Raw genomic sequence first — 22,012 nt, 5'->3', positions numbered from 1 at the left:
CGTCCGATCCGCCCCCCCGAAAAAATCGCCCCCCACCGCACCGGTTTCGAGATGACAGCGCCAACCAAAACCGCCCATACTGAACAAGAACTCTCTCCCCCTCGACAAGGGATAACCCATGCGCACCGCCCTGCTATTGTTACTGCTATCCACCCTCTCTCTGCCGCTCTGGGCCGCCAACATTCTGGTGATCAGCAGCTACCATCCCGAATACCTGTGGGACCAAAGCTACAACAAAGGGCTGCTAGATGGCTTGCAGGGGGAGCACAAGATCACTCACTTCTATATGGACACCAAACGCCATCCACGGGAGAAGTTCGACGAAATAGCCCAGCAAGCCATCGCCTTTTATCTGAAGAACAAACCGGATCTGGTGGTACTGGGGGATGACAACGCCATCAACTATCTGGCCAACGAGATCTCCTCGCTGGGCACCCCGGTGGTATTTCTCGGCATGAACGAGAATCCGCGCCTCAAAGGCTTTGTCGGCCACCCCAAGATCACCGGCGTGCTGGAGCGCCCCCTGCTCAAGCGCAACATCAGCGAAATAAGCCAGATGATGGGGGGGCTCGACAAGGCGCTGGTATTGTTTGATTCCAGCAATGTGGCCCTCACTGCCATTGAGGATGAATTCAAGACCCAGACCGAGCTGCGGGTCGGTCAGACCCGGATCAACAGCCAGCTGATGGGGGATTACAGCCTCTGGCAGGAGGCGGTGCTCAACGCCAAGAAGAACGGCTATCAGGCAATCTTCCTCGGCCTCTACCACACGCTGGTCGATGACAATGGCAAGCATGTGAGCGAAAAGACGGTGCTGGAGTGGACCAGCGCCAACACACCGGTGCCGCTCTTCTGTTTCTGGGAATTTACCGTCGGCAAGGGGATGGCCATCGGCGGACTGGTGCTGGACGGCCACGATCAGGGGATACAGGCAGCCAGCCTCATCAACACCATACTGGCGGGCACCCTGCCCCGAACCATCTCCCCGCGCGCAGCCCTGCGCGGCGAATATGTCTTCAGCAAGAGCGAGCTGGCCCGCTGGCAGCTCACAGTACCCGACAAATGGCGCCACAAGATCCTCTGGCGTGAGTGACCGCCGAAACAAAAAAGAGAACCCGGCCATGCCGGGTTCTCTTTTATCGGGTGCTGCGGTTAGCAGGCTTGGTGAGAGCTATCAGCCCTGCAACGCCTGTTGCAGCTCCTCTTCGGTCCAGATGGTAATGCCGAGCTCCTGCGCCTTGGTCAGCTTGGAACCGGCCGCTTCCCCCGCGACCAGCACATCGGTCTTGGCAGATACCGAACCCGCCACCTTGGCCCCCAGCGCCTGCAGCGCCGCCTTGGCGTCGTTGCGCGACAAGGTGGTCAGGGTGCCGGTCAGCACGAAGGTCTTGCCGGCAAAGGGTTGCTCCGCGGCCTCTTTCTTCTCGATGGCCGGCCACTGGATGCCCGCTGCCAGCATGGCCTCCAGCACCTCCACGTTGTGGGGCTGACGCAGGAAGTAGTAGACATGCTTGGCCACCACATCGCCCACATCGGCCACTTCGAGCAGTTGCTCCACCGAAGCTGCGCGCAGGGCTTCCAGCGTGAGGAAGTGGTTGGCAAGGTTGAGCGCAGTCGCCTCCCCCACTTCGCGGATCCCCAGAGCAAACAGGAAACGCGGCAGGGTGGTGCTGCGCGCCGCATCGATGGCAGCTACCAGATTGAGGGCCGATTTTTGCCCCATCCGCTCAAGACCGGCCAGCTGGATGGCATTGAGGCTGAACAGATCGGCGGGGGTCTTCACCAGCCCCTTGTCCACCAGCTGCTCGACAATCTTGTCGCCAAGGCCGTCCACATCCATGGCGCGACGGGCGGCGAAGTGCTTGATCGCCTCCTTGCGCTGCGCCTCGCAGAACAGGCCGCCGGAGCAGCGGGCAACCGCTTCCCCTTCCAGCCGCTCCACCGCAGAACCACAGACAGGACACTCGGTCGGGAAGAGGATCGCGCGGGCATCGCTTGGGCGCTGCGCCTCCACCACGGCGACGATCTGCGGGATCACATCCCCTGCCCGGCGCACGATCACGGTATCGCCAATCATCACGCCGAGACGCTCAATCTCGTCGGCGTTGTGCAAGGTGGCGTTGGAGACGGTCACGCCGCCGACAAACACCGGCTTGAGCTTGGCTACCGGGGTCACGGCGCCGGTGCGGCCGACCTGAAACTCGACGTTCTCAAGCTCTGTCATCTCTTCCTGCGCCGGGAACTTGTGGGCGGTCGCCCAGCGCGGGGCGCGGGCCACAAAGCCGAGCTCCTCTTGCAGGGGGATGGCATCCACCTTGTAGACCACACCGTCGATCTCGTAAGGGAGCTCGCCACGTCGGGCCAGAATGTCGTCGTGGAACGCCTGACAACCGGCGACCCCCTCTTTGAGCTTCACCTCGGGACTAAGCGGCAGCCCCCACGCTTTGAGCTGGTTGAGACGACCGAAGTGGGAGTCGCCCAACTGCTCGCCCCCAACCCCCACGCCATAGGCGTAAAAGCTCAGGGGACGGCTGGCGGTGATGCGTGAATCGAGTTGACGCAGGCTGCCGGCGGCGGCGTTGCGCGGGTTGACGAACACCTTCTCGCCCGCGGCCAGTGCCTTGGCGTTCATCGCCTCAAAACCTGCCTTGGGCATAAAGACTTCGCCACGCACCTCCAGCCGCTCTGGCCAGCCAGTGCCACGCAGCGCGAGCGGAATGGCCTTGATGGTGCGCACGTTCTCGGTAATCTCCTCACCGGTGGCGCCATCGCCCCGGGTGGCCGCCTGCACCAGCTGACCATCCACATAGAGCAGGCTCACCGCCAAGCCGTCGAGCTTGGGCTCGCAGCAGAAGGTGAAACGCACGTCACGCTTGAGGCGATCGCTCATCCGCTGTTCGAACGCCTGCAACTCTTCGCTGCTAAAGACGTTGTCCAGACTGAGCATGGGGATCTCGTGGCGCACCTGACTGAAGGCGGTCAGCGGCTGACCGCCGACCCGCACGCTGGGGGAAGCCGGGGTTTTCAGCTCGGGGTGGTTAGCCTCCAGCGCGATCAGTTCGCGCATCAGACGGTCGTATTCGGCATCCGGCACTGTGGGGTTATCCAGCACATAGTACTGGTGACCATATTCGGTAAGCAGTTCACACAATTGACGGTGGCGGGAGAGGATATCGCTCATGAAAAAGTCTCGAAGTGTGATTGAAAATCCGGCCGGGGTAGAAACAAAAATGCGGTACCAGGGTACCGCACTTTTTCTTCACTCGACCCGCATGGCGTATTAGTCGCGACTGGCCTCGTAGGCAGCCAGCTCGTGACGGTAACGGGCAATGGTCTCGTCGCTCAGCGGGCTGCGATCCATATCGGTCAGCATGGCATCGAGATCGCTGGCCAGCTGATCGGCAGCCTGCAGCATGTCCTCGAAGGCAAACGCGGCATTGCTGCGCAGCGGCAGTTGCATGAAGAGGGAGACACCCGGCGTGGTGAACTGTTCCATCCGGTACGGGTTGAAGGTACCCGGCTTGACCATGTTGATCATGGAGAAGAGCACTTCACCCTTACCGTTGGGATCTTCGTGACGGTGGAAAATATCCATCTCGCCAAACTTGAACCCCAGCGCCATCAGGGATGAGAGCAGGGTTGCACCTTGCAAGTCGTGACCCGGACGGCCCATCAGGTTGATGACATAGACATCCTGCCAGATCTTCTCGACCGGCTGGGGCGCCATGCGCGGCTCTTCCACCACAGGAGCCGGTGCCACATAGGCCGGCTCTTCATAAACAGGCTCGGGAGCCACATGACGTGGCTGCGGCTGATATTCCGGCTCGGGAGCTCGCACCGGCTCGGCACGCACGGTGTCAGCGGTACGGACTGTCTCTGCACGGGCACCGAAGGTCGGGGCAGTCGCGTAGGCGGGCTCGACCAGCGGCTCGTCGTCCAGCGACTGCATCATGGGCTCGCGCTGGGGACGGGAACGGTAGACCGGGGTACGACGATTGACCTGAGCAGGTTTGCGCACCGGCGCGGCGGGCGCCTCGTCGATCTCCTCGGGCAGCGGTTCGTCGAACGCTTCCTCTTCATAGACAGGAGGCGGCGGAACCGGGCGGGCAGCAGGCTTGCGCACTACGGGCGGCGGCAGATCGTCCTCGTCATCTTCATCATCAAAGGCGGGGACGGCAGGGCGACGACCGAGTTCCGGCTGGCGGCTCTCTTCACTGCGCAGCTTGGGCTCGGCACGACGGCCACCACTGACCACACGTACCTGGCCGATGCCATCGCTGTCGAAGGCGTCGTTATCACGATCCCGCGACTTGGAGTCCATCCGTCCAATCGGTTTCTCTTTGATCGGTGCCTGACGATTCTTTTTGTTGCTCCACAACCCGTGAATGAGCAATGCCGCAATAGCAATACCGCCCAGGGCAACCAAGATGTAACGCAATTCCTGCATTAGCTGCTTCTCTTTCTAGTTTTGCTCAGCCAAAGCGACGGCTTCACCGATATCGACCGACACAATGCGAGAAACCCCGGGCTCTTGCATCGTGACGCCAACCAGCTGCTCAGCCATCTCCATGGAGACCTTATTATGACTGATGTAAACGAACTGTACTGTGCTCGACATCTCTTTGACAAGAGAACAGAAGCGACCGACGTTCACTTCATCGAGCGGTGCATCCACCTCATCCAGCAGACAAAAAGGTGCTGGGTTGAGTCTGAAGATGGCAAAAACCAGCGCAAGCGCGGTTAACGCCTTCTCCCCCCCGGAAAGCAGGGCAATGGTAGCATTCTTCTTACCCGGAGGTCTCGCCATGATGCTCACTCCGGCCTCCAAAAGATCATCAGAGGTGAGTTCAAGCCAGGCACTGCCCCCACCGAACACTTTTGGAAACAGGGATTTTAAATCTTCGTTGACCTTATCGAAAGTGTCCCGGAACCGTATTTGTGTCTCTTTATCAATTCTTTTAATGGCTTGGCTCAAGGTTTCCAGCGCTTGCTCGAGATCCTGACACTGATTTTCAAGATAGGTTGCCCGGGTTTTCGCCTCTTCATACTCCTCCAGCGCCGCCAGGTTGATGGCGCCAAGCGCTTCCACTTGCGCCTCCAGCGTCTGGATCTCCTGCCGCAGCTTGCTGCGATCAGCGGCGATCAACACCGCCTGATCGAGATCTACCAGTCGAACCCCCAGCTCTTCGAACTGCTCGTGCAACCCCTGTCGACGGGTGAGGTTGCGTTCACGCTCAAGGCGCAGGGTTGCCAGCTTCTCCTGCAACGTCACCAGCTGCTTGTGATCGGCACTTCTGGCCTGCTCCAGCTCACCGAGCTGGCGCTCCAGCTCCGCAAGCCGTTGATGGCAGGCGAGTTGCTGTGCCTCCAGATTGCGCTGCTCGGCCAGCAGGGGCGCCAGATCCGGCACGGCCTCGCTATCCGGCCCTTTCAGCCCGGCCAGCTCCAGGCCGAGCCTCGCCAACTCCTCTTCGCCCAGGGTAATGAGTTGGCGCAGATTGCCCAACTCCAGTTGCAAACGCTGGCAGGTCGCTTGTTGCTGTTCGCGGCGCACACGGGCCTCGTCGACCGCCCGCTCGCAGCGGGTCAGCTGCTCCTGAGCGAGCTGCAACCCTTGCGTCAGCGGCTCCCCCTGCTCCTGCAACTCGGCAAGGCGCGCCTCATCGAGTTCCAGTTGTTCACGGGCGCTGGCCAGTCGCTCTGCCTCTTCGGCCTGCTCCTGATCGAGCCGGATCAGCTCTTCGCCGAGCTGACCGAGCCGCTGCAACCGCTCCTGCCGCTGACCCTGTTGCAGGCTCCAGGCTTCGCGCTGTTGTTGCCATTTCTGCTCTTGCTCGCGCAAGGTTCGCTGCGACAACTCCTGCGCACTGGCAAGCTGGGCACGCCGGGCATCGGCTGCCACAAGTTGCTCACTCTGCTGTGCCAGCCCCACGGCAACCTTCTCCTGCTCGGTATGCAACCGCTCACGCTCACCGAGCAGTGCCATGGTGCCGAGCGCCGCGCCCTGCCCCAGATCTGCCCAGTTTGGCCCCAGCCAGTCGCCAGCAGGAGTCAGTACCGACTCACCGGCCGCAAGGCTTGGCTGGCGGGCCAATGCGGCCTCCCGGCTCTCCACCAGCCAGATGGCATTGAGGAAGGCGGGAATGTGCTCGCCGCCCAGTTGCGCCGCCAAGGTACCGGCAACCGCCGGTTGCGCCGGGCCAATCCAGAGCCCCTCTTGCGCCAGATTGCACTCGTCCGCCGGCGTTGCGGTGAGCCAGCGACCCAGCACCTTGTCGAGTGCCTGTGCCCACTCGGGGGCAACCTGCAGTCGATCAGCCAGGGTCGCCCCCTCCATCTGTTCGCCGAGGATCTGATCCAGCGTCGCCAGCCGCGCCTCCAGCTCCCGTTGCAGGCTCAACTGCTGGCCATGCTGCTGCTTGAGTTGTTCATAGGCGTCGACCGCCTGCGCCAGCTGCTCGGTCAGCTCGCCATTGGCCGCCCGCGTCAGCTCCAGCTCACCACTTAGGGCATCGAGGGCCGGTTGCAGGTCATCGGCCTCAGCGCCGAGGGGGCCCGCGCGTTCATCTTCCAGCTTGAGGCGGGCCAGCCGGGTCTTGGCTTGCAACTCCTGCACCCCCCCCAACCGGGTACGGGTCTGGTTGAGCTGCCCCTGCAACCCGGCCAACTGTTGCTGCCACTGCTGCTGGCGCAAGCGAGCCTGTTCCAGCTGCTCGCTGGCCTTCTGGCGACCCTCCTGCTGCTCGGTGAGCAACAGCTCACACTGCTCCAGCCGGGCGCTCTCCTGCTCTGCGCGCAATACCCCTTCGGTCAGTTGATCCTGCTGGCTGGCAAGCTGCGCCTTGCGGGTAGCAATCCGCTCGCCCAGCGCCTCTGCACGGGCCTGCCAGTCGCGCCCCAGTTCACTCTGGTGCTGTTGCTGTTGTTCGAGACGGGCGATGGCCTGCCCGCCGAGGAAAATCTGTTGCTGACGGCTCGCCTGCTCGGCTTGCGCCTCTTGTCTGGCGACCGACAGGGTGACGTGGCGCCCCTCATCGGCGGTGCGCTTGGCATCGAGCGCCGCCAGCGCCTGCTCGGCCTGCACCAGTTCGGTTTTGGCCTCGCCAAGGCGCGTCTCCAGCGCCCACAACTCGGAGCCAATCAGCTCGGCGCGAGCTGCGCGCGAACGACTCTTGAGCTGTTTGTAGCGCTCGGCCGTTTCGGCCTGGGCTTTGAGGTGGTCAAGGCGCGAACCCAGCTCACCGCGAATATCGCCGAGGCGCTCCAGGTTCTCCTGAGTGTGGCGAATGCGCTGCTCGGTCTCGCGGCGCCGCTCCTTGTAGCGGGAAACCCCGGCCGCTTCTTCCATAAAGAGCTTGAGATCGGCCGGACGTGACTCCACCAGTCGGCTGACAGTGCCCTGCTCGATGATGGCGTAGCTGCGAGGGCCAAGACCGGTGCCGAGGAAGAGGTCTGTCACATCCTTGCGGCGGCACTTATGGCCGTTGATCTGATAGTGGTTGGAGCCGTCGCGCAGCACTTCGCGGCGCACCGAAATCTCGCTAAAGCGACCGAACTCGCCGGGCACCCGGTTGTGGGGATTGTCGAACACCAGCTCGACCGAGGCGCGCCCGTGCGCACTGCGATTGATAGAGCCGTTGAAGATAACATCGGTCATGTTCTCGCCGCGCAGATGGCGAGCGGAACTCTCCCCTAGCACCCAGCGCACCGCGTCGATGACGTTGGATTTGCCACAGCCATTGGGGCCCACCACGGCAGTCATGTCTGCCGACAGTTCGATGCGGGTCGGCTCGACGAACGACTTGAAGCCGGCGAGTTTGATCAGTTTCAGACGCATGGCGACCTGTATCAGTGGCTAAATAAAGAGGATGCGGGCAGGTGACTTTACCAAATCCAGACCCGGCTTTGTTTGTAATATGCAGGCATCATCCCCATTCATGCCCGATTTTTGGTCGCCACGGCACGAAGTAAGGAATAGTCGGCGACTTTACCAAATCAAAGGCTTGTTTGTAATATGCTGGCAGTTCTCCCATGCATAGATGGAGCTCACATGAGCCAATCACCCCATATGGTCAAAGATTCAATCAGCGGTGCAGACTACTTTCTGCGCGGGTTTTCCCTCATTCGCCAACCGGGCATCCGCACCTTTGTGCTGATCCCCCTGCTGGTCAACTTCGTGCTGTTTGCCGGGGCCTTCTATGCCCTGTTGCTGCAACTGGACGGCCTGTTCGCATGGCTCCATCAGCAGATCCCCGCTTGGCTCGACTGGCTGGACTACCTGCTGTGGCCCATCGCGCTCATCACCATACTGGTGGTCTTCTCCTTTATCTTCAGCTCGGTTGCCAACTGGGTAGCCGCCCCCTTCAACGGCCTGCTGGCGGAGAAGGTGGAGCAGATCCTCACCGGTCAGCCCGCCAATGACAGCGGCATGCTGGATATCGTCAAGGATGTGCCACGCACCTTCGGCCGCGAATGGACCAAGCTGAAGTATTACCTGCCCAAGGCCATCGGCTGCCTGATCCTGTTCCTGATCCCTGTGGTGGGCCAGACCCTGGCGCCGGTGCTCTGGTTCCTGTTCAGCGCCTGGATGATGGCGATCCAGTATGTGGATTATCCGTTCGACAACCACAAGATCGACTTCATCACCATGCGCGATGCCTTGAAGCAGCGCCGCGGCAAGTGCCTGAGCTTCGGCGCTTTGGTGACCCTCTTCTCCGCCATTCCGGTGGTGAACCTCTTCGTGATGCCAGTCGCCATCTGTGGCGCCACCGCCATGTGGGTCGATCACTACCGGCAAGAGCAGTTGGGGCGCTAACCCTTGAACATTTATTAGAAAAAGGCACCCGAAACGGTGCCTTTTTCGTATTTAGCATGAATTAAATTAATGCATGCATTCGATAGCTTGTCCCATATGACACGAGTTGGTAGGATTCTGGCCTTTCTCGTTCCCTGGGATATCTCATGTTACATGCACTCTTCTTGGTTGGCTTGGTGGCCGAAGGGATGACCGGCGCGCTGGCCGCGGGTCGGCGACGGATGGATCTGTTTGGTGTGGTGATCATCGCCTCGGCGACGGCCATCGGTGGTGGCACCATCCGCGATGTGCTGCTCGGCCACTATCCGCTGCTCTGGATTGAGCATCCGGAATATGTGCTGCTGGTTGCCGCAGCTGCGATGGCGGGTGTGGTCTCCGCCCCCCTGATGCGCTACCTCGGCAAGCTGTTCATGGCCCTTGATGCCCTGGGACTGGTGGTCTTCTCCATCTTCGGTGCGGCCCGGGCGCTGGATATGGGCCACGGCGCCGGTATTGCCTGCATCATGGCGGTGGTGACCGGGGTCTTTGGCGGTGTGCTGCGGGACCTGCTCTGCCAGCGGATTCCACTGGTATTTCGTCGCGAGCTCTATGCAGCCATTTCGCTGATCACCGCAGCCCTCTACTGTCTGGCGCTGGATCAGGGCTTGCCGACCAACTGGGCCGCGTTCGGTTCCATCGGGATCGGCTTTGTACTGCGGCTGCTGGCGGTTCGCTTCAAGTGGGGTCTGCCCACCTTCAACTACCAGTACGCGACCCACTGAGTACGCCAGCTTCTGGCGAGGCGGGTTGGATTGCGAGCAACAAAAAAGCGCCCGAGCGGCGCTTTTTTCATGGACGGTCTGCGACTCAGTTAATCCCTTCCGAGCTGAAGAAGGTCGCCTTGTCGGCGATAAAGCGGATCTTGATGTTCTTCCCTTCCCCGCCCCAGAGGCAGCTGGTAGTGCCCAAGGCATCATCACAACGCTCCGCCTTGCCCAGAATGGTGCTGGCCTCGGCGTAACTCATCCCCATCTTCAACTGGTCGTAATTTTCACGGTTGAGCTTGCTGCAACCGGTCAACAACAGGGCGATCAGGCCGCCAATCACTATCTTTTTCATCGCTATCTCCTCTCTGGTGGGAAGAGCTTGGCAGTTTGCCAACCCCTTTACCAGCTGCGCACCGGGCCGGTATCGAGGTGAACGAAGTTATCACGGGGATAGTAACCAACCCCACCTACCTTGAGCTGGAGCGCCGCCTTGCGCAGATGGGCCAGCTGTACGCCGGGGATCCGCACATCCACCGCCTGCCCCAAGGTGTGGTAGCTGTGCTTGGCCACGCCGCGGCTCTTGTGGCGCTTCTGACGATTGGTCGCCGGGGCGCGATAGCCGGAGATCAGCTGGATTTCGCTGCGCCGGCCCAGCTTGTGCTGCAACAGAAACAACTGATCAAACAGCTTCTTGTCGATGTTGAACACTTCATTTCGCCGGTAATCGCGGAAGATGTGGTTGAGCTCGGCCAACCCGTCGCTCAGATAGTGGCCATTTTCCCAATAGCTGGCACGCACCCGCTCGCCGGTATTGAGATTGAAAAAACTGAGTTCACGCCCGGTGGTACTGCGGCTGGCCAGTGCAGGGAAGGAGAGCAGCGAGCTGCCCAGCAGGCAACCGGCTCCCAACAACAGGCGACGTCGACTTATCTCTTGTTCCAGCATAAGGGGTTCGTCCATCGCAGATTCAAGCGAAAATAGTTGAATAAGATCACTGACTGAATGTGATACAGGCGCTTGAAACTACCCTCCGGCGGGGGGGCCTGTCAAACCTCAATCGCCCATAAAAAAGCCCGGCACAGGCCGGGCTTTTCACTCTGTGGCTGGGATCACAGCAGGCGGCTCTGGAAGCTGACCCGATCAAATCCGTAGATGTCGTTACGCAGTTGCTGGCGACCATTTTCGTCGATCCAGCTGCTCCAGTAGACGGTAAAGACCGGAATAGGCGTGGTGAGCGGCAACCATTTGGTCTGGCTCTCCTTGAGGATATTGGCCACCTTGTCCGGCTGATAGCGGGAGTCCGCCAACAACAGCTCGGCCAGATCGTCCGCATGTTCCACCCGGATGCAGCCCGAACTGAAGGCGCGCGCCCCCTGTTCGAACAGCGCCTTGCGCGGGGTGGAGTGCAGATAGATGGCGTCATTGTTGGGCAGGTAGAACTTGTAGCGCCCCAGAGCATTATGATCCCCCGGCTTTTGCCGCAGGCGATAGGGGAAACCGGCGGCCAGCGCCTGATGCCACCCCTCTTCGGTGAACTGGACCGGATTGCCCTCGCTGTCGATCACCTCGAACTGCTCGCGACTCAAGTACGCGGGATCGCGACCCAGCTTGGGCAGGATGTCCTTGCTCAGGATGGAGCGCGGCACATGCCAAGAAGGATTGAGCACGATGGAGCGAATTTCGCTGGCGAGGATGGGCGTGGCACGCTGCTCTTTGCCGACGATGACCCGGCTGGTGAATACCTCGTTACCGGACTCCACCACGCTCAGGCGGTAGTCAGGAATATTGACCAGCACGTAGCGGCCACCGGCGAGTTGATCCACCAGATCGCGACGCCACAGGTTGCGCAGCAGCAGGCTGGCGCGCACTTGCGGGCCGGTATTGAGCCAGGAGCGGGTCTGACGACCGATAATGCCGTCCGCGGTGAGACCGTGACGACGTTGGAACTGCTTGATGGCCTGCTCGGTATCACCATCGTAAATCTGATCACCATGGCTCGGGGCGCTATCGCCCAGCTCGTTGAGCATGGCGCGGATTTGGCCGAGCTCGGCGGAGCTCTCTCCGGCACGCAGGGTCGGCATATCGAGGGTTGGCCACTTGCTGGCCATCGGCATTGCCAGAAGTTTGTGCACTTTGGCCCGCACCGCCTCGTATTCCGCCACCTGAGGGCGCAGGGATTTCACCTGGGTGAGCAGGTCATCATCGCTGGGTTGGGTCACTACAGGGCGGTTCAAATCGAGCTTGAGGGTCTTCATCTGCTCGCGCGAGACCAGATCCATCCCCCGCCAGGCGTGCTGGAAACGACTCAGCTTGGCAAAAATGTCGTCATAGATGGCACCACGCTTGTCTGCAGGGGTGGCCTGCAGGCGCTTCCACAGCGTGAAAAAATCGGGATGCAGCTGGGCAAGCACAGCCTCTTGCAACTGCTGCTCCAGCTCGACACGGGCCTGTTCGGCCTGACTGCCCTGATACCAGTCGTGTCCGGTTTCACTGGCCGCCACCACAACTTGTGCTTCGGTTGCATGTACCGCGCCAGCGGGCAAACATCCCAGCCACACCAGATTGGCAAGGGTCAGCCAATACTTCATCCCCATGGGTACCTCAAAACGGTTTGTTCACTCTGTCAGGCCTGACAAGCAGACCCGATGCTCAGGCCGCTCATGATGCGTGAACGGCCAATACTTTGCTAGCGCCCGGGGGCATAACGCTGCCAGATAATGTCATACGCATCTGTCTCCTTGAACCGCGCCAACGCCTGATTAAATTGTTGCAAGAACTGCGGCGAAAAGCTGCGCTTGCCCAACATAAAGAAGCTCGGCGATTCAGATACCACCATGGGATGGCTGGTGAACAGACCGCTCATCCCCTCCTTGTTAAGGGCGCTGGGGGTAGCCAGCATGTCACCAAGGAAACCGTCGATCCGCCCGCGGGCCAGCTTCTCAAAATTTTGCTGGTCGCTCACCGCACTCACCTGTTTGGCATAGCGAGCGAGCAGCGACATCACTTCCTCACCATAGAAGTACTCTTTGGTAACGCCGAGGGAGTAACCACTGGCCAGCCAGCTCGTCAGATCCTGTTCGGGATAGTGGCTACCCTTGCGGATCCACAGCAAGGTGCGCCCCGGGTTGTAGGAGTCGGAAAACCAGGCATAACGGGCGCGCTCATCATTGATATTCGCCTCCATCGCCATGTCTATCTCGCCATGCTCCATTTCGTGCAGTACCCGCTTCCAGGGCAGCTCCACGTAGTTGACCTTGCAGTGCATGGAAGTGAGCACAGCCGTCAGCACCTCGGCGGCATAACCGCGCACCTCTTGCGGTGAGTCGGCTTCGTAATAATGGTAGGGGGGCCAGTTATCGTAACCGACTTGAATAGGCTCGGGACACAGGGCCCTGGCCAATGCCATTGGCGCCCATAATCCAAGCAACAGACAGCAAGAGATCCACTTCATATGTCATCCTTGACGAATAAGTGAGTCATCATAAATCGCCCCCTGCAAAATGGCGATAGAGGCCAGATGACTATCGCATCCGCTAGAAAATGACGCAGCAAAGCACGTCTATTTGCCAAATACCCTGCCGGAGCGCCACTGGCAACCTGCGCCCCGCCAGACCTGTTTAACCGGGAAACAGCAACGTTTGGAACAGGGGTAAAAAGGGGTTAATATGTGACCAAATATTTTTTTGTGATCCACTATGCTTTTTTTGCAATTGGATTAGCATATGCGCGACATCGGCCTACCCATTCTGTCAGGCATAGAGAGTGATATGACGTACAAAAAGTTCGGTTTTTTGACTGCCATTCTGGCGTTAAGCGGTTTTTATCTTTACACCCTCTATCTGGCTGCTCACCCCAACGTGAGCCTGGCCTACAAACTCTATTATCTGGAAGGCAAGACACGCTTCTGGGAACACAACTCCAGCATGACCTATCAGCCGGGTAACGAGCTCAATCTGACCAAGCCAAGCCGCTTCCTCTCCAGCGAAGGCTGGGCCAAGAAGCCGAGCGACGAAGGTACCCTGCTCAGCGGTCAGGGCGGTCTCTACTTTGTGCTGCCCAAGCAAGCAGCCAATCCGGATCAGTTGACCGTACAAGCCCGCATCAACAGCCCGGAAGCCGGTGCCCTGTTGAAAGTGGCGCTGGGTCACGACTTCACCACTACGGTGAAACTGGCCAAAGCGGGCATCAACGAAATTCGCCTCAGTCTGCCCGGTGACTCGCTCACGGCAGATCCCAAGCGCCCCAATTTTCTGGCGCTCTCGGCACCTACTCCCATCAATGTGCAGTCGGTACGTTTGACCGTAGCCCAGTGATCCTTGCCCCGAATACCATTTTATAAAAACAACTATCCCAAATAAGGACGTTCTTATGTCGCATCCAGATTTTCGACTCTCTCTGGTCGTTCCCGTTTACAACGAGGAAGAGAGCATCGATGCCTTCATCAACGCGATAGACAACGAACTGGCCCCGCTGAAAGACCAGCTTGAAATTGTATTCGTCAACGATGGCAGCCGTGACCGCACCCGTGAAGTGGTCGAGCAGGCCATCGCCCGTGATCCGCGCGTAACCCTGGTCAACCTGGCACGCAACTTCGGTAAAGAAGCCGCCTTGACAGCCGGTCTGCATCAAGCCAAAGGGGATGCCATCGTACCGATGGATGTGGATCTGCAAGACCCGCCCGCCCTGATCCTGGAGTTCGTAAAACTGTGGCAGACCGGTGACTATGACACCGTCTACGGCATCCGCGTCGATCGCAGCGCCGATACCCCGATGAAGCGCCTGACTGCCGGTGGCTTCTACCGCTTCTTCAATGCGCTCTCCACCAGCACCAAGCTACCGGAGAACGCCGGTGACTTCCGCCTGATCGACCGTCGCGTGGTCGAGGCGATCAAGCTGCTGCCAGAGCGCAACCGTTTCATGAAGGGTCTGTTTGCCTGGGCCGGTTTCCGTGCCGTTGGCGTCCCCTACGAGCGCCCGGCCCGTCACGCCGGTGAAACCAAATTCAACTACTGGAAACTGTGGAACTTCGCCCTCGACGGTCTGCTCAGCTTCTCCAGCTGGCCGCTGCGGGTCTGGAGCTATGTGGGTGTCGGCGTCTCCTTCGTCGCCTTCCTCTACATCCTAAAGATCGTGACCCAGGTGGTCTTCTTCGGCATCGACGTGCCCGGTTACGCCTCCCTGATGTCCGTAGTGCTGTTCCTCGGCGGTATCCAGCTGCTGTCGCTCGGCATCATCGGCGAGTACATCGGCCGCATGTTCGTGGAAGTGAAACAGCGCCCGGTCTACCTCATTGAAGGGGTCTATGGCCAGTATGCCAGGCAGGATGCGGCCAAACCGCAGAGCGCTGACAGCAACCCGCAAGAGCAGCAGGAGCAAGCGCCTCAATGATCTCCCGCGAGGAATTCTGGCGGCTGGTACGTTTCGGTTTTGTCGGCGGGGGGGCTACCCTCGTCGACCTTGGCACCTCCATCGCCCTGTTTCATACCTGGCCCACCATCTCGGAGCACCTGGTTACCACGTTGGCTTTTGCCATCGCGTTCTGGTTCTCCTTCTTTGGTCACCGCTACATCACCTTCCAGAAGCAGGGAGCCGCCAGCAAGTTTCTGCTGGTTGCCCTCTTCTCGCTGGCGGTGCGTAACCTGATCCTGAGCGGCCTGCTGTTTGCGGGGCTATCCGGTCTGCTGCCGGTGGTCATCGCCACCCTGACCGTTACCGTCCTCACTTACGTTCTCTCTCGCGTCTGGGTTTTTGCCTGATGAATGATATGACCAATACTGCCCCGCTAACCGGGGCTGCACTCCCCTATCGCCCGTCACTGCGCATCAGCGGCCGTGACTGGCTGATGATCATCGCCGCCTTCATGCTGAGCCGGGTGGCCCTTTATGGCATGGGCTACTTCGGTGTCCAGCTCTATGGCTCCCCCGACATTGGCCCGCTGCAGGCCTATTGTCAGTTTGACTGCGTCTGGTTCCAGCGCATCATCGAGAACGGCTACGATCTCTACCCGCGCTGGCTGAGCAAGGGCAATGCGGCCAACTGGGCCTTTATGCCGCTCTACCCGATGGTCTCCGGTGCCATCTCCAACCTGTTCAATGTCGAGAGCCTGATCGGCCTCATCATTGTTACCAACCTCTCCTTCTTCGCCAGCCTGCCGCTGATGCTGCTGGTGTTGCGTCAGCTCAAGCTGGGGGACGATACCGCCCGCTTCGGCGTCTGGCTGCTCGCCTTCTCCCCCTTCTCAGCCTACTTCGTCTCCGGTTATACCGAGTCGACCTTTATGGCGCTGATGCTGGGGATGTTCCTGTTCGCCTATCGGGAGCAGTGGCTGATGGTGGCCGTGCTGGGGGTCTGTATCTCCGCCACCCGCAACCTGGGGGTGATGATGGTCTTCCCGGTGCTGATCCTGGCGCTGCAGGCTTACGGCTGGCGGGAATTTTTCCGCTTTACCGAGCGCGCTTTCAAGGTGGTCTTCACCCTCTGGATGATCCCGTTTGGCCTGTTTGCCTACATGGTCTACCTCTATCACCTGACCGGCGATGCCTTTGCCTTCAAGCACATTCAGGTGGCGTGGGGTCGCTATATGGACAGCCCGCTGGACTGGTGGCTGAGCGGTTTCGAGCTGGGCGGCCGCAAGGCTTACCTCTCTATCATGGTGATCTTCGGCTGGTGCCTGAACGGCTACCTGTTCAGCCAGAAACGCTGGGCCGAAGCGACTCTGATGTTCATCTGCTGCACCATCCCGCTGATGACCGGCCTCAACGCCATGCCACGCTACATGTTCGGGCTCTACCCGACCCTGCTGGCCATCATTCTGCTGACCCATCGCTGGCCCGCCATCCGCCCGGCAGTGCTCTGCATCAGCGGCATGGTTGCTTCCTTCATCGCGGTGGCCTTCGTCAACTTCAAGTTCTTCACCGTCTGATGTGACGACAATGCCTGACACCCCGAATGCCGGTCACCTGACCGGCATTTTTTATGGCCACTATTTTTATCGACAGGGCGTCCCACCTCCTCTCCATCACACTTTCCTCGGCTTGAAAACGTAACCATTTGAACTGATGTCACAAATCGACGTTTTGCCGATCCAAGGCGCGCTTTGCTGCTCCTAGAATGGGCCCTTGTCCGAACTGCCCTGCTCAAGGAATGGCTTATGCGTCGTGCTCATCACTTATCCCCTCTCTGGCTTGCCCTGCTGGCCGCCCCTCTGTTCATCCAACAGGCGATGGCCGCCCCCGAGGTTCGCCTCTATGTGGATGGTCAACCGGTGGCGACCCCGATCGTGCTGGACAAGGGCACGGTGGAGCTGACCCACACCCTTGCCAAGGGGAGCCACCAGATCCGCATCAGCGACGCAGACAATAGTTGCGGTACCAGCTTTGGCCCGAGCGAGAGCAAGCCGCTCCCCTTCGGCACCGCCCAGCCCATGGACAAATGCAGCAAGGATCAGAGCTTTACCCTGCGGGTGATGCTGGCCGGGGAGTATCAGTTCACCTTCAACCCGGATACCCCCAGCCTCAAGGTGCTGCGGGCGACCAAGAAGAGCGAATTCAAACGCCAGCCACCAGAAGAGCCCTGCATCAGCTGGGATGGCGGCCCGGTCACGGTATCCCTGAAAGGGGTTTGGCCCGAGGGTACCCGACTGAGGGATGCCTACTCGAAACAGGAGGCGGTGGTCAAACAGGGCAAACTGACCCTGACCCCGAGCAAAGAGAGCGGCGGCCTGCTGCTGCTCGAGCCGGTCAAGGCAGCCAAGCCAGCACCATTCAGCTGGGATCAGGCGAACGTCTATTTTCTGCTGACCGATCGCTTCCACAATGGTGACCCCGCCAACGACCACAGCTTCGGCCGCCAGAAGGATGGTCAAGACGAGGTGGCCACCTGGCACGGCGGTGACTTCAAGGGGCTGACCGAGAAGCTCGACTACATCAAGAGCCTCGGCATGAACGCCATCTGGATCACCCCCATGGTGGAGCAGGTTCACGGCTTCATAGGCGGTGGTGAGCAGGGCAATTTTCCCTTCTACGCCTACCACGGCTACTGGGCGCTCGACTTCACCAAGATTGACCCCAACTACGGCGATGAAGAGAGCCTGAAAACCCTGGTGGACGAGGCCCACAAGCGCGGCATGCGGATCATCCTCGACGTGGTGATGAACCACGCCGGCTACGCCACCCTCGCCGACTTGCAGGATCTGGGGCTCACCGAACTGACCCAGAACACAGACAAGCTGCCGACCGTCTGGAACCAGTGGCGCCCGAGCGGCGGCCTCAACTGGCATGGCTACAACCAGTTCATCGACTATCAATCACCAACGTGGAACAAGTGGTGGAGTGGTGACTGGGTGCGCGCCGGTCTGCCCGGCTACCCGCAGCCCGGCGCCGACGATGTGACCGGTTCGGTGGCGGGGTTGCCGGACTTTCTGACCGAATCGGCCAAACCGGTAGGGCTGCCGCCATTGCTGGCGGCGAAAAAAGACACCCTCGCCAAGGCGCTACCCAACGCCACCGTAAGTGACTACCTGATCGCCTGGCACACCGACTGGGTGCGCCGCTTTGGCATCGACGGCTTCCGCGCCGACACCGTCAAGCATCTGGAGCCCGAAGTGTGGGCCAAGCTCAAGCAGGCGGGCACCGCTGCGCTCAAGGAGTGGAAGACTGCCAACCCGGGCAAGGCCCTCGACGATCTGCCCTTCTACATGGTGGGTGAGGTGTGGGATCACGGGGTGGCCAAGGATTTCTGGTATCAGAACGGTTTCGACTCCCTGATCAACTTCGACTATCAGCGCGAGTTCGCACTGTCACAGGCCCAGTGCATGGTCAGCGCCGAGCCCACCTATGCCAGCTACGCCAGTCGCATCAATCAGGATCCCGAGTTCAACGTGCTGAGCTACATCAGCTCCCACGACACCAAGCTGTTCTTTGGCGACTATCAGGATGTGCCGCTACAGCGCCGGGTCGCCAACAGCTTTATGCTGCTGCCGGGCGGCATCCAGATCTACTACGGCGACGAGTCCGGCCGGGAGCTGGCCAAGGATGGCGGGGTGTTCGATCAAGGCTTGCGCTCGGACATGAACTGGCAGGAGCTGGCCAGCGGCGACAAGGCCGAGCTGGTCAAGCACTGGCAGCAACTGGGCCAGTTCCGCGCCGCCCATCCGGCCATTGCGGCAGGCAGCCACCAGAAACTCTCGGATGCCCCTTACGCCTTCGTGCGGGAGAAGGGGGATGACAAGGTGGTGGTGGTCTTTGCTGGCCGGCAGAAGTAACCCTTAAGCCACATTGACCAGCAGCAGAGAGGGGAGCCACTGGCTCCCCTCTTTCGTTTATCTATCTGCCACGGTTCACTGTGACTGGCGCGCCGCCACCGGCCACTGCAGGCGCGCTTTGACCAACATCTCTTGCCACAGGGGCCAGGCCAGCAGCGCCTGCTGATAGGTTCCGGCCTGACCGGGCAACAGGATGCCGTAGCTGGCCAGCCGATAGGCCATCACCGCATAGAAGGCATCGACAATGCCCGCCTCGCCAAAGTAGAAGGGGCCCCGCGCCTGCGACCAGATCTCCTGCAAACGGGCCAGCTCACCGACCGCCTCCACCGGGGGATCGATACGGGTTGGCGCCCCAAGAAAGAAGGGGAGCAGAGAACGGATCTGCCGAAATCCCGCGTGCAACTCGGCGCAGAGGCTGCGAGCCAGTGCCCGCTCGGCCAGCAAAACCGGATAGAGCTGGCGCTCGGGACAGAGCTCGTGAACATATTCGGCGATGGCCAGCGAGTCGTGAACCCGCACGCTATCGTGTTCGAGCCAGGGCACCAGACCGGCCGGTGCCAGCCGCTTGAGCCGCGCCAGCGACTTGGCATCCTCCAGATCGAACACCTGCTCCTGCCACGTCAGCCCGCTCATGGCGAGCACCAGTGCCGCCCGCATCGCCCAGGTGGAGCCGGTGCCCACCGCCAATACCAAGGATCCCATCTGCTGCCTCCTGCATGAGTTGCCTGCGACCGGCCGATCTGCCCTGATGGCAAAACATCCGATGGTCGCTTCACATTTGCGCACCCGCGGGTTTGACCCTCTTGGTGAGCGATGCTAGTTTGATTTTTCAAAACAATCAGTTAGCAACAATGTGAGCCATTAACCGAAATATGGACAGCCAATTTACCATCGTCATCGCAGATGACCACCCCCTGTTTCGGGGCGCCCTATACCAAGCGGTGCACATGGCCATCAACGACGCTCAATTGCTGGAAGCGGACTCCATCGACAGCCTGACCAGCCTGCTCGGCGAGCACCCCGAAGTTGACCTGTTGCTGCTCGATCTCAAGATGCCGGGGGCCAACGGCTTCGAGGGGCTGGCCCACCTGCGCGGCCAGTATCCCGACCTGCCCATCGTGGTGGTCTCAGCCTCGGAAGATGCGGCCATCATCCAGCAGGTGTTGCGACTCGGGGCGCTCGGCTTTATTCCCAAATCGGTACCGATGAAGGAGCTGGTCAACGCCCTCAATACGGTGATCGGGGGGGATAACTGGGTGCCGGAAGGCATCTCGCTCCATCCCGAATCGGAAGATGGCCCCGATTTCGCCAGCAAGCTGGCCAGCCTCACACCCCAGCAATACAAGGTACTGATCATGCTGCGCGATGGCAGCCTCAACAAACAGATCGCCTGGGAGCTCAACGTCTCCGAGGCCACCATCAAGGCCCATATCACCGCCATCTTCAGAAAACTGGGGGTCAAGAACCGCACTCAGGCGGTTATCGCTCTGCAACAGCTCGATATCAAGGAGAGCTGAGCCCCGAACGCGGCGACACAGGCCAGATGAGATAGCCAGCCATGCTGGCTATTTGTTGCTCGACAATTAGCACGATCGTACTTTATGCTGCCAGCGCCAACGAGGAGAAAGTGATGAGCAAGGGGCGCCTGACCCGGGAAACCATTTTGCAGACTGCCTTTGAGCAGGCGAGCCAGCAAGGGCTGGAGAGCCTGACCATCGGCTCGCTGGCCAGCGCCTGCGAGATGTCGAAAAGCGGCCTGTTTGCCCACTTTCAATCCCGCGACAATCTGCAGATCGCCGTGCTGGAGTACGCCGCCGAGGTGTTCCGGCTGCGGGTGATCCAGCCGGTACGCCAGCAGGAGCACCATAGCCAGCACGACAAGCTGATCGCCCTGCTGCGTGCCTGGCAGGCGTGGAACCACTGCTTCGCCGGACGCTGCATGTTTCTCGACGCCTGGACCTCGGTGCAGGATGGCCATGAGCAAAAGAGCCAGGTGCAGCAAGCCGCCCGGCAACTGGTGCGCTTCTGGCTCGACTATCTGGCCCGTCAGGTGGTGCAGGGTCAAGCCGCAGGCGAGTGGCGACGGGAGATGGATCCCTGGCGCGCCGTTTACCGCCTCTATGGCCTCTATCTGGCGGATCAGGTGTTCAACGATCTCGAACTGTGTCAGGATCCGGCCCGCCACTTCTGGCCCGAGGTGGACGCTCTGCTGAGCAGCTGGCGCTGATGTTTTGGCATCCGTTCAACACTAATTTTTAAAAACCAACAAAAAAGCACGACCGTTCGCACATAAAAACCACAGGATGACCATGAGCAGCAAGATCTACTTCAACACCAGCCGCTTCAGCCCGAGCAAATGGCTGCTGGGGATCGGCACCCGGTTGCACCACAGACTCGCCCCTACCCATGCCAAGCGTACCGCCAGCAAGTTGTTGCTCACCCCCCAGCGCAACCAGCGGGATGACCACGAGCCTGCGGGTCTGGTGAAGCAGGCCGTCCATACCAGCGAAGGGGTATTGATGAGCTATCGGCTCGGTCAGGGGCCACTGTGGCTGCTGATGCATGGCTGGTCCGGCAGCGCCAGTCAGTTCTATCCGCTGATGAACCATATCGCCGCGCAGGGTTTCACCGCCATTGCCTACGATCATCCGGCCCACGGCCAGAGCGCAGGCAACACTGGCCACCTGCCCCGTTTCGTACGCGCCTTCGACGAGCTGGCGACCAAGCTGGCCAGCGAAGCAGGTCCGCTGCACGGCGTCATCGCCCACAGCATGGGGGGCGCAGTCACCCTCTCCAGCCGTCAGCCGGGTATCGATACCCTGCCGCTGCTGTTGATTTCGCCGGTGCTCGACTATGTGCCCCAGCTCTACGGCATGGTGGCGCGCTCCGGCTACTCCATCCGGTTGTTCGATGCGGTGGTCAAGGAGATTGAGCAGGAGTACCAGCACCCCTTGAGCACGGTCGATCCGCTGGGCCGACTCGCCAGTCGCAGCGGCGCGGCGATGATCGTGCACGACGAGGAGGACAGATTTGCCCCGCACGGCGATTCCTTGCGGGCCAGTCAGGATGGTCATACCCAGCTGGTGAGCACCCGGGGACTGGGCCACGGTCGCATCCTCGCCAGCGCTCCGGTATTCGCCGCCTTTGATCAGCTGGCACGGCCGGAAAATCCCCAGCGGGCCCTTTGAA

At 60.5% G+C, this 22,012-nt stretch carries 19 protein-coding genes; 11 read left to right on the top strand and 8 right to left on the bottom strand.

All coding sequences use genetic code 11. The features are described from left to right. Positions 1-118 precede the first annotated feature (118 nt). Complete coding sequence (locus VF684_RS01845; RefSeq protein WP_201914172.1) at positions 119-1,093, top strand: ABC transporter substrate-binding protein; 975 nt, start codon at positions 119-121, stop codon at positions 1,091-1,093. A gap of 81 nt (positions 1,094-1,174) precedes the next feature. Here VF684_RS01845 and ligA read toward each other — a convergent pair whose 3' ends face one another. The 3 genes from ligA to VF684_RS01830 form a co-directional block, all read right to left on the bottom strand. Continuing rightward, entirely contained in the window at positions 1,175-3,181 is a 2,007-nt protein-coding gene (ligA, locus tag VF684_RS01840) for an NAD-dependent DNA ligase LigA (protein ID WP_201914180.1), read from the bottom strand. Between the two features lie 99 nt (positions 3,182-3,280). Continuing rightward, positions 3,281-4,447, bottom strand: coding sequence for a cell division protein ZipA (zipA, locus tag VF684_RS01835; protein ID WP_201914182.1), 1,167 nt, complete (start codon positions 4,445-4,447; stop codon positions 3,281-3,283). Between the two features lie 15 nt (positions 4,448-4,462). Then, on the bottom strand, positions 4,463-7,837 hold the full coding sequence (locus tag VF684_RS01830; RefSeq protein WP_376898819.1) for an AAA family ATPase: 3,375 nt from the start codon (positions 7,835-7,837) through the stop codon (positions 4,463-4,465). A 213-nt stretch (positions 7,838-8,050) separates the two neighbouring features. Here VF684_RS01830 and cysZ point away from each other — a divergent pair, with 213 nt between their 5' ends. Then, positions 8,051-8,815, top strand: a complete 765-nt coding sequence (gene cysZ, locus VF684_RS01825; RefSeq protein WP_005338455.1) for a sulfate transporter CysZ — start codon at positions 8,051-8,053, stop codon at positions 8,813-8,815. Positions 8,816-8,961: 146 nt separating this feature from the next. Beyond that, positions 8,962-9,576, top strand: coding sequence for a trimeric intracellular cation channel family protein (locus VF684_RS01820; RefSeq protein ID WP_005338456.1), 615 nt, complete (start codon positions 8,962-8,964; stop codon positions 9,574-9,576). An 85-nt stretch (positions 9,577-9,661) separates the two neighbouring features. Here VF684_RS01820 and VF684_RS01815 read toward each other — a convergent pair whose 3' ends face one another. The 4 genes from VF684_RS01815 to VF684_RS01800 all read right to left on the bottom strand — a co-directional run bounded on the left by VF684_RS01815 (position 9,662) and on the right by VF684_RS01800 (position 13,012). Beyond that, positions 9,662-9,913 carry a lipoprotein gene (locus tag VF684_RS01815; RefSeq protein ID WP_005338457.1) on the bottom strand — a complete coding sequence of 84 codons (252 nt, stop codon included), beginning with the start codon at positions 9,911-9,913 and terminating at the stop codon, positions 9,662-9,664. A gap of 47 nt (positions 9,914-9,960) precedes the next feature. Further along, positions 9,961-10,506, bottom strand: coding sequence for a DUF882 domain-containing protein (locus tag VF684_RS01810; protein WP_139441822.1), 546 nt, complete (start codon positions 10,504-10,506; stop codon positions 9,961-9,963). Positions 10,507-10,670: 164 nt separating this feature from the next. Continuing rightward, positions 10,671-12,155 carry a L,D-transpeptidase family protein gene (locus tag VF684_RS01805; protein ID WP_139441815.1) on the bottom strand — a complete coding sequence of 495 codons (1,485 nt, stop codon included), beginning with the start codon at positions 12,153-12,155 and terminating at the stop codon, positions 10,671-10,673. A 92-nt stretch (positions 12,156-12,247) separates the two neighbouring features. Further along, positions 12,248-13,012: a substrate-binding periplasmic protein gene (locus VF684_RS01800; RefSeq protein ID WP_129504524.1), complete on the bottom strand. Its 765-nt coding sequence runs from the start codon at positions 13,010-13,012 to the stop codon at positions 12,248-12,250. Between the two features lie 316 nt (positions 13,013-13,328). Here VF684_RS01800 and VF684_RS01795 point away from each other — a divergent pair, with 316 nt between their 5' ends. The 5 genes from VF684_RS01795 (at position 13,329) to VF684_RS01775 (ending at position 18,823) form a co-directional block, all read left to right on the top strand. Continuing rightward, positions 13,329-13,874 carry a hypothetical protein gene (locus VF684_RS01795; RefSeq protein WP_041202288.1) on the top strand — a complete coding sequence of 182 codons (546 nt, stop codon included), beginning with the start codon at positions 13,329-13,331 and terminating at the stop codon, positions 13,872-13,874. A 55-nt stretch (positions 13,875-13,929) separates the two neighbouring features. Beyond that, complete coding sequence (locus VF684_RS01790; protein ID WP_139441816.1) at positions 13,930-14,949, top strand: glycosyltransferase family 2 protein; 1,020 nt, start codon at positions 13,930-13,932, stop codon at positions 14,947-14,949. Continuing rightward, on the top strand, positions 14,946-15,317 hold the full coding sequence (locus VF684_RS01785; protein ID WP_005338463.1) for a GtrA family protein: 372 nt from the start codon (positions 14,946-14,948) through the stop codon (positions 15,315-15,317). The genes VF684_RS01790 and VF684_RS01785 overlap by 4 nt, the downstream gene beginning before the upstream one ends. Continuing rightward, on the top strand, positions 15,317-16,483 hold the full coding sequence (locus VF684_RS01780) for a hypothetical protein (protein WP_040066657.1): 1,167 nt from the start codon (positions 15,317-15,319) through the stop codon (positions 16,481-16,483). Before VF684_RS01785 ends, VF684_RS01780 begins: the two co-directional genes overlap by 1 nt. A 228-nt stretch (positions 16,484-16,711) precedes the next feature. Continuing rightward, positions 16,712-18,823 (top strand): alpha-amylase, encoded by a 2,112-nt coding sequence (locus VF684_RS01775; RefSeq protein WP_376898824.1) that lies wholly within the window; start codon positions 16,712-16,714, stop codon positions 18,821-18,823. 75 nt (positions 18,824-18,898) lie between these two features. On the opposite strand, the gene VF684_RS01770 is transcribed toward VF684_RS01775, so the two are convergent. After that, on the bottom strand, positions 18,899-19,525 hold the full coding sequence (locus VF684_RS01770; RefSeq protein ID WP_376898826.1) for a glutathione S-transferase: 627 nt from the start codon (positions 19,523-19,525) through the stop codon (positions 18,899-18,901). Positions 19,526-19,695: 170 nt separating this feature from the next. On the opposite strand from VF684_RS01770, the gene VF684_RS01765 reads away from it, so the two are divergent. From VF684_RS01765 to VF684_RS01755, 3 genes are all read left to right on the top strand, one after another. Further along, complete coding sequence (locus VF684_RS01765; RefSeq protein ID WP_005338467.1) at positions 19,696-20,340, top strand: response regulator; 645 nt, start codon at positions 19,696-19,698, stop codon at positions 20,338-20,340. A 113-nt stretch (positions 20,341-20,453) separates the two neighbouring features. Further along, positions 20,454-21,050, top strand: a complete 597-nt coding sequence (locus VF684_RS01760) for a TetR/AcrR family transcriptional regulator (RefSeq protein WP_201994858.1) — start codon at positions 20,454-20,456, stop codon at positions 21,048-21,050. 82 nt (positions 21,051-21,132) lie between these two features. After that, positions 21,133-22,011, top strand: a complete 879-nt coding sequence (locus VF684_RS01755) for an alpha/beta hydrolase (protein ID WP_376898828.1) — start codon at positions 21,133-21,135, stop codon at positions 22,009-22,011. The last annotated feature ends 1 nt before the right edge of the window (position 22,012 follow it).

It is taken from the genome of Aeromonas sp. Lyrl_2, from assembly GCF_051948815.1.
GTDB classification, from domain to species: Bacteria; Pseudomonadota; Gammaproteobacteria; order Enterobacterales; family Aeromonadaceae; genus Aeromonas; species Aeromonas veronii.
Note: the sequence above shows the minus strand (reverse complement) of the source record. Positions and strands in the feature narration are given on the sequence as shown.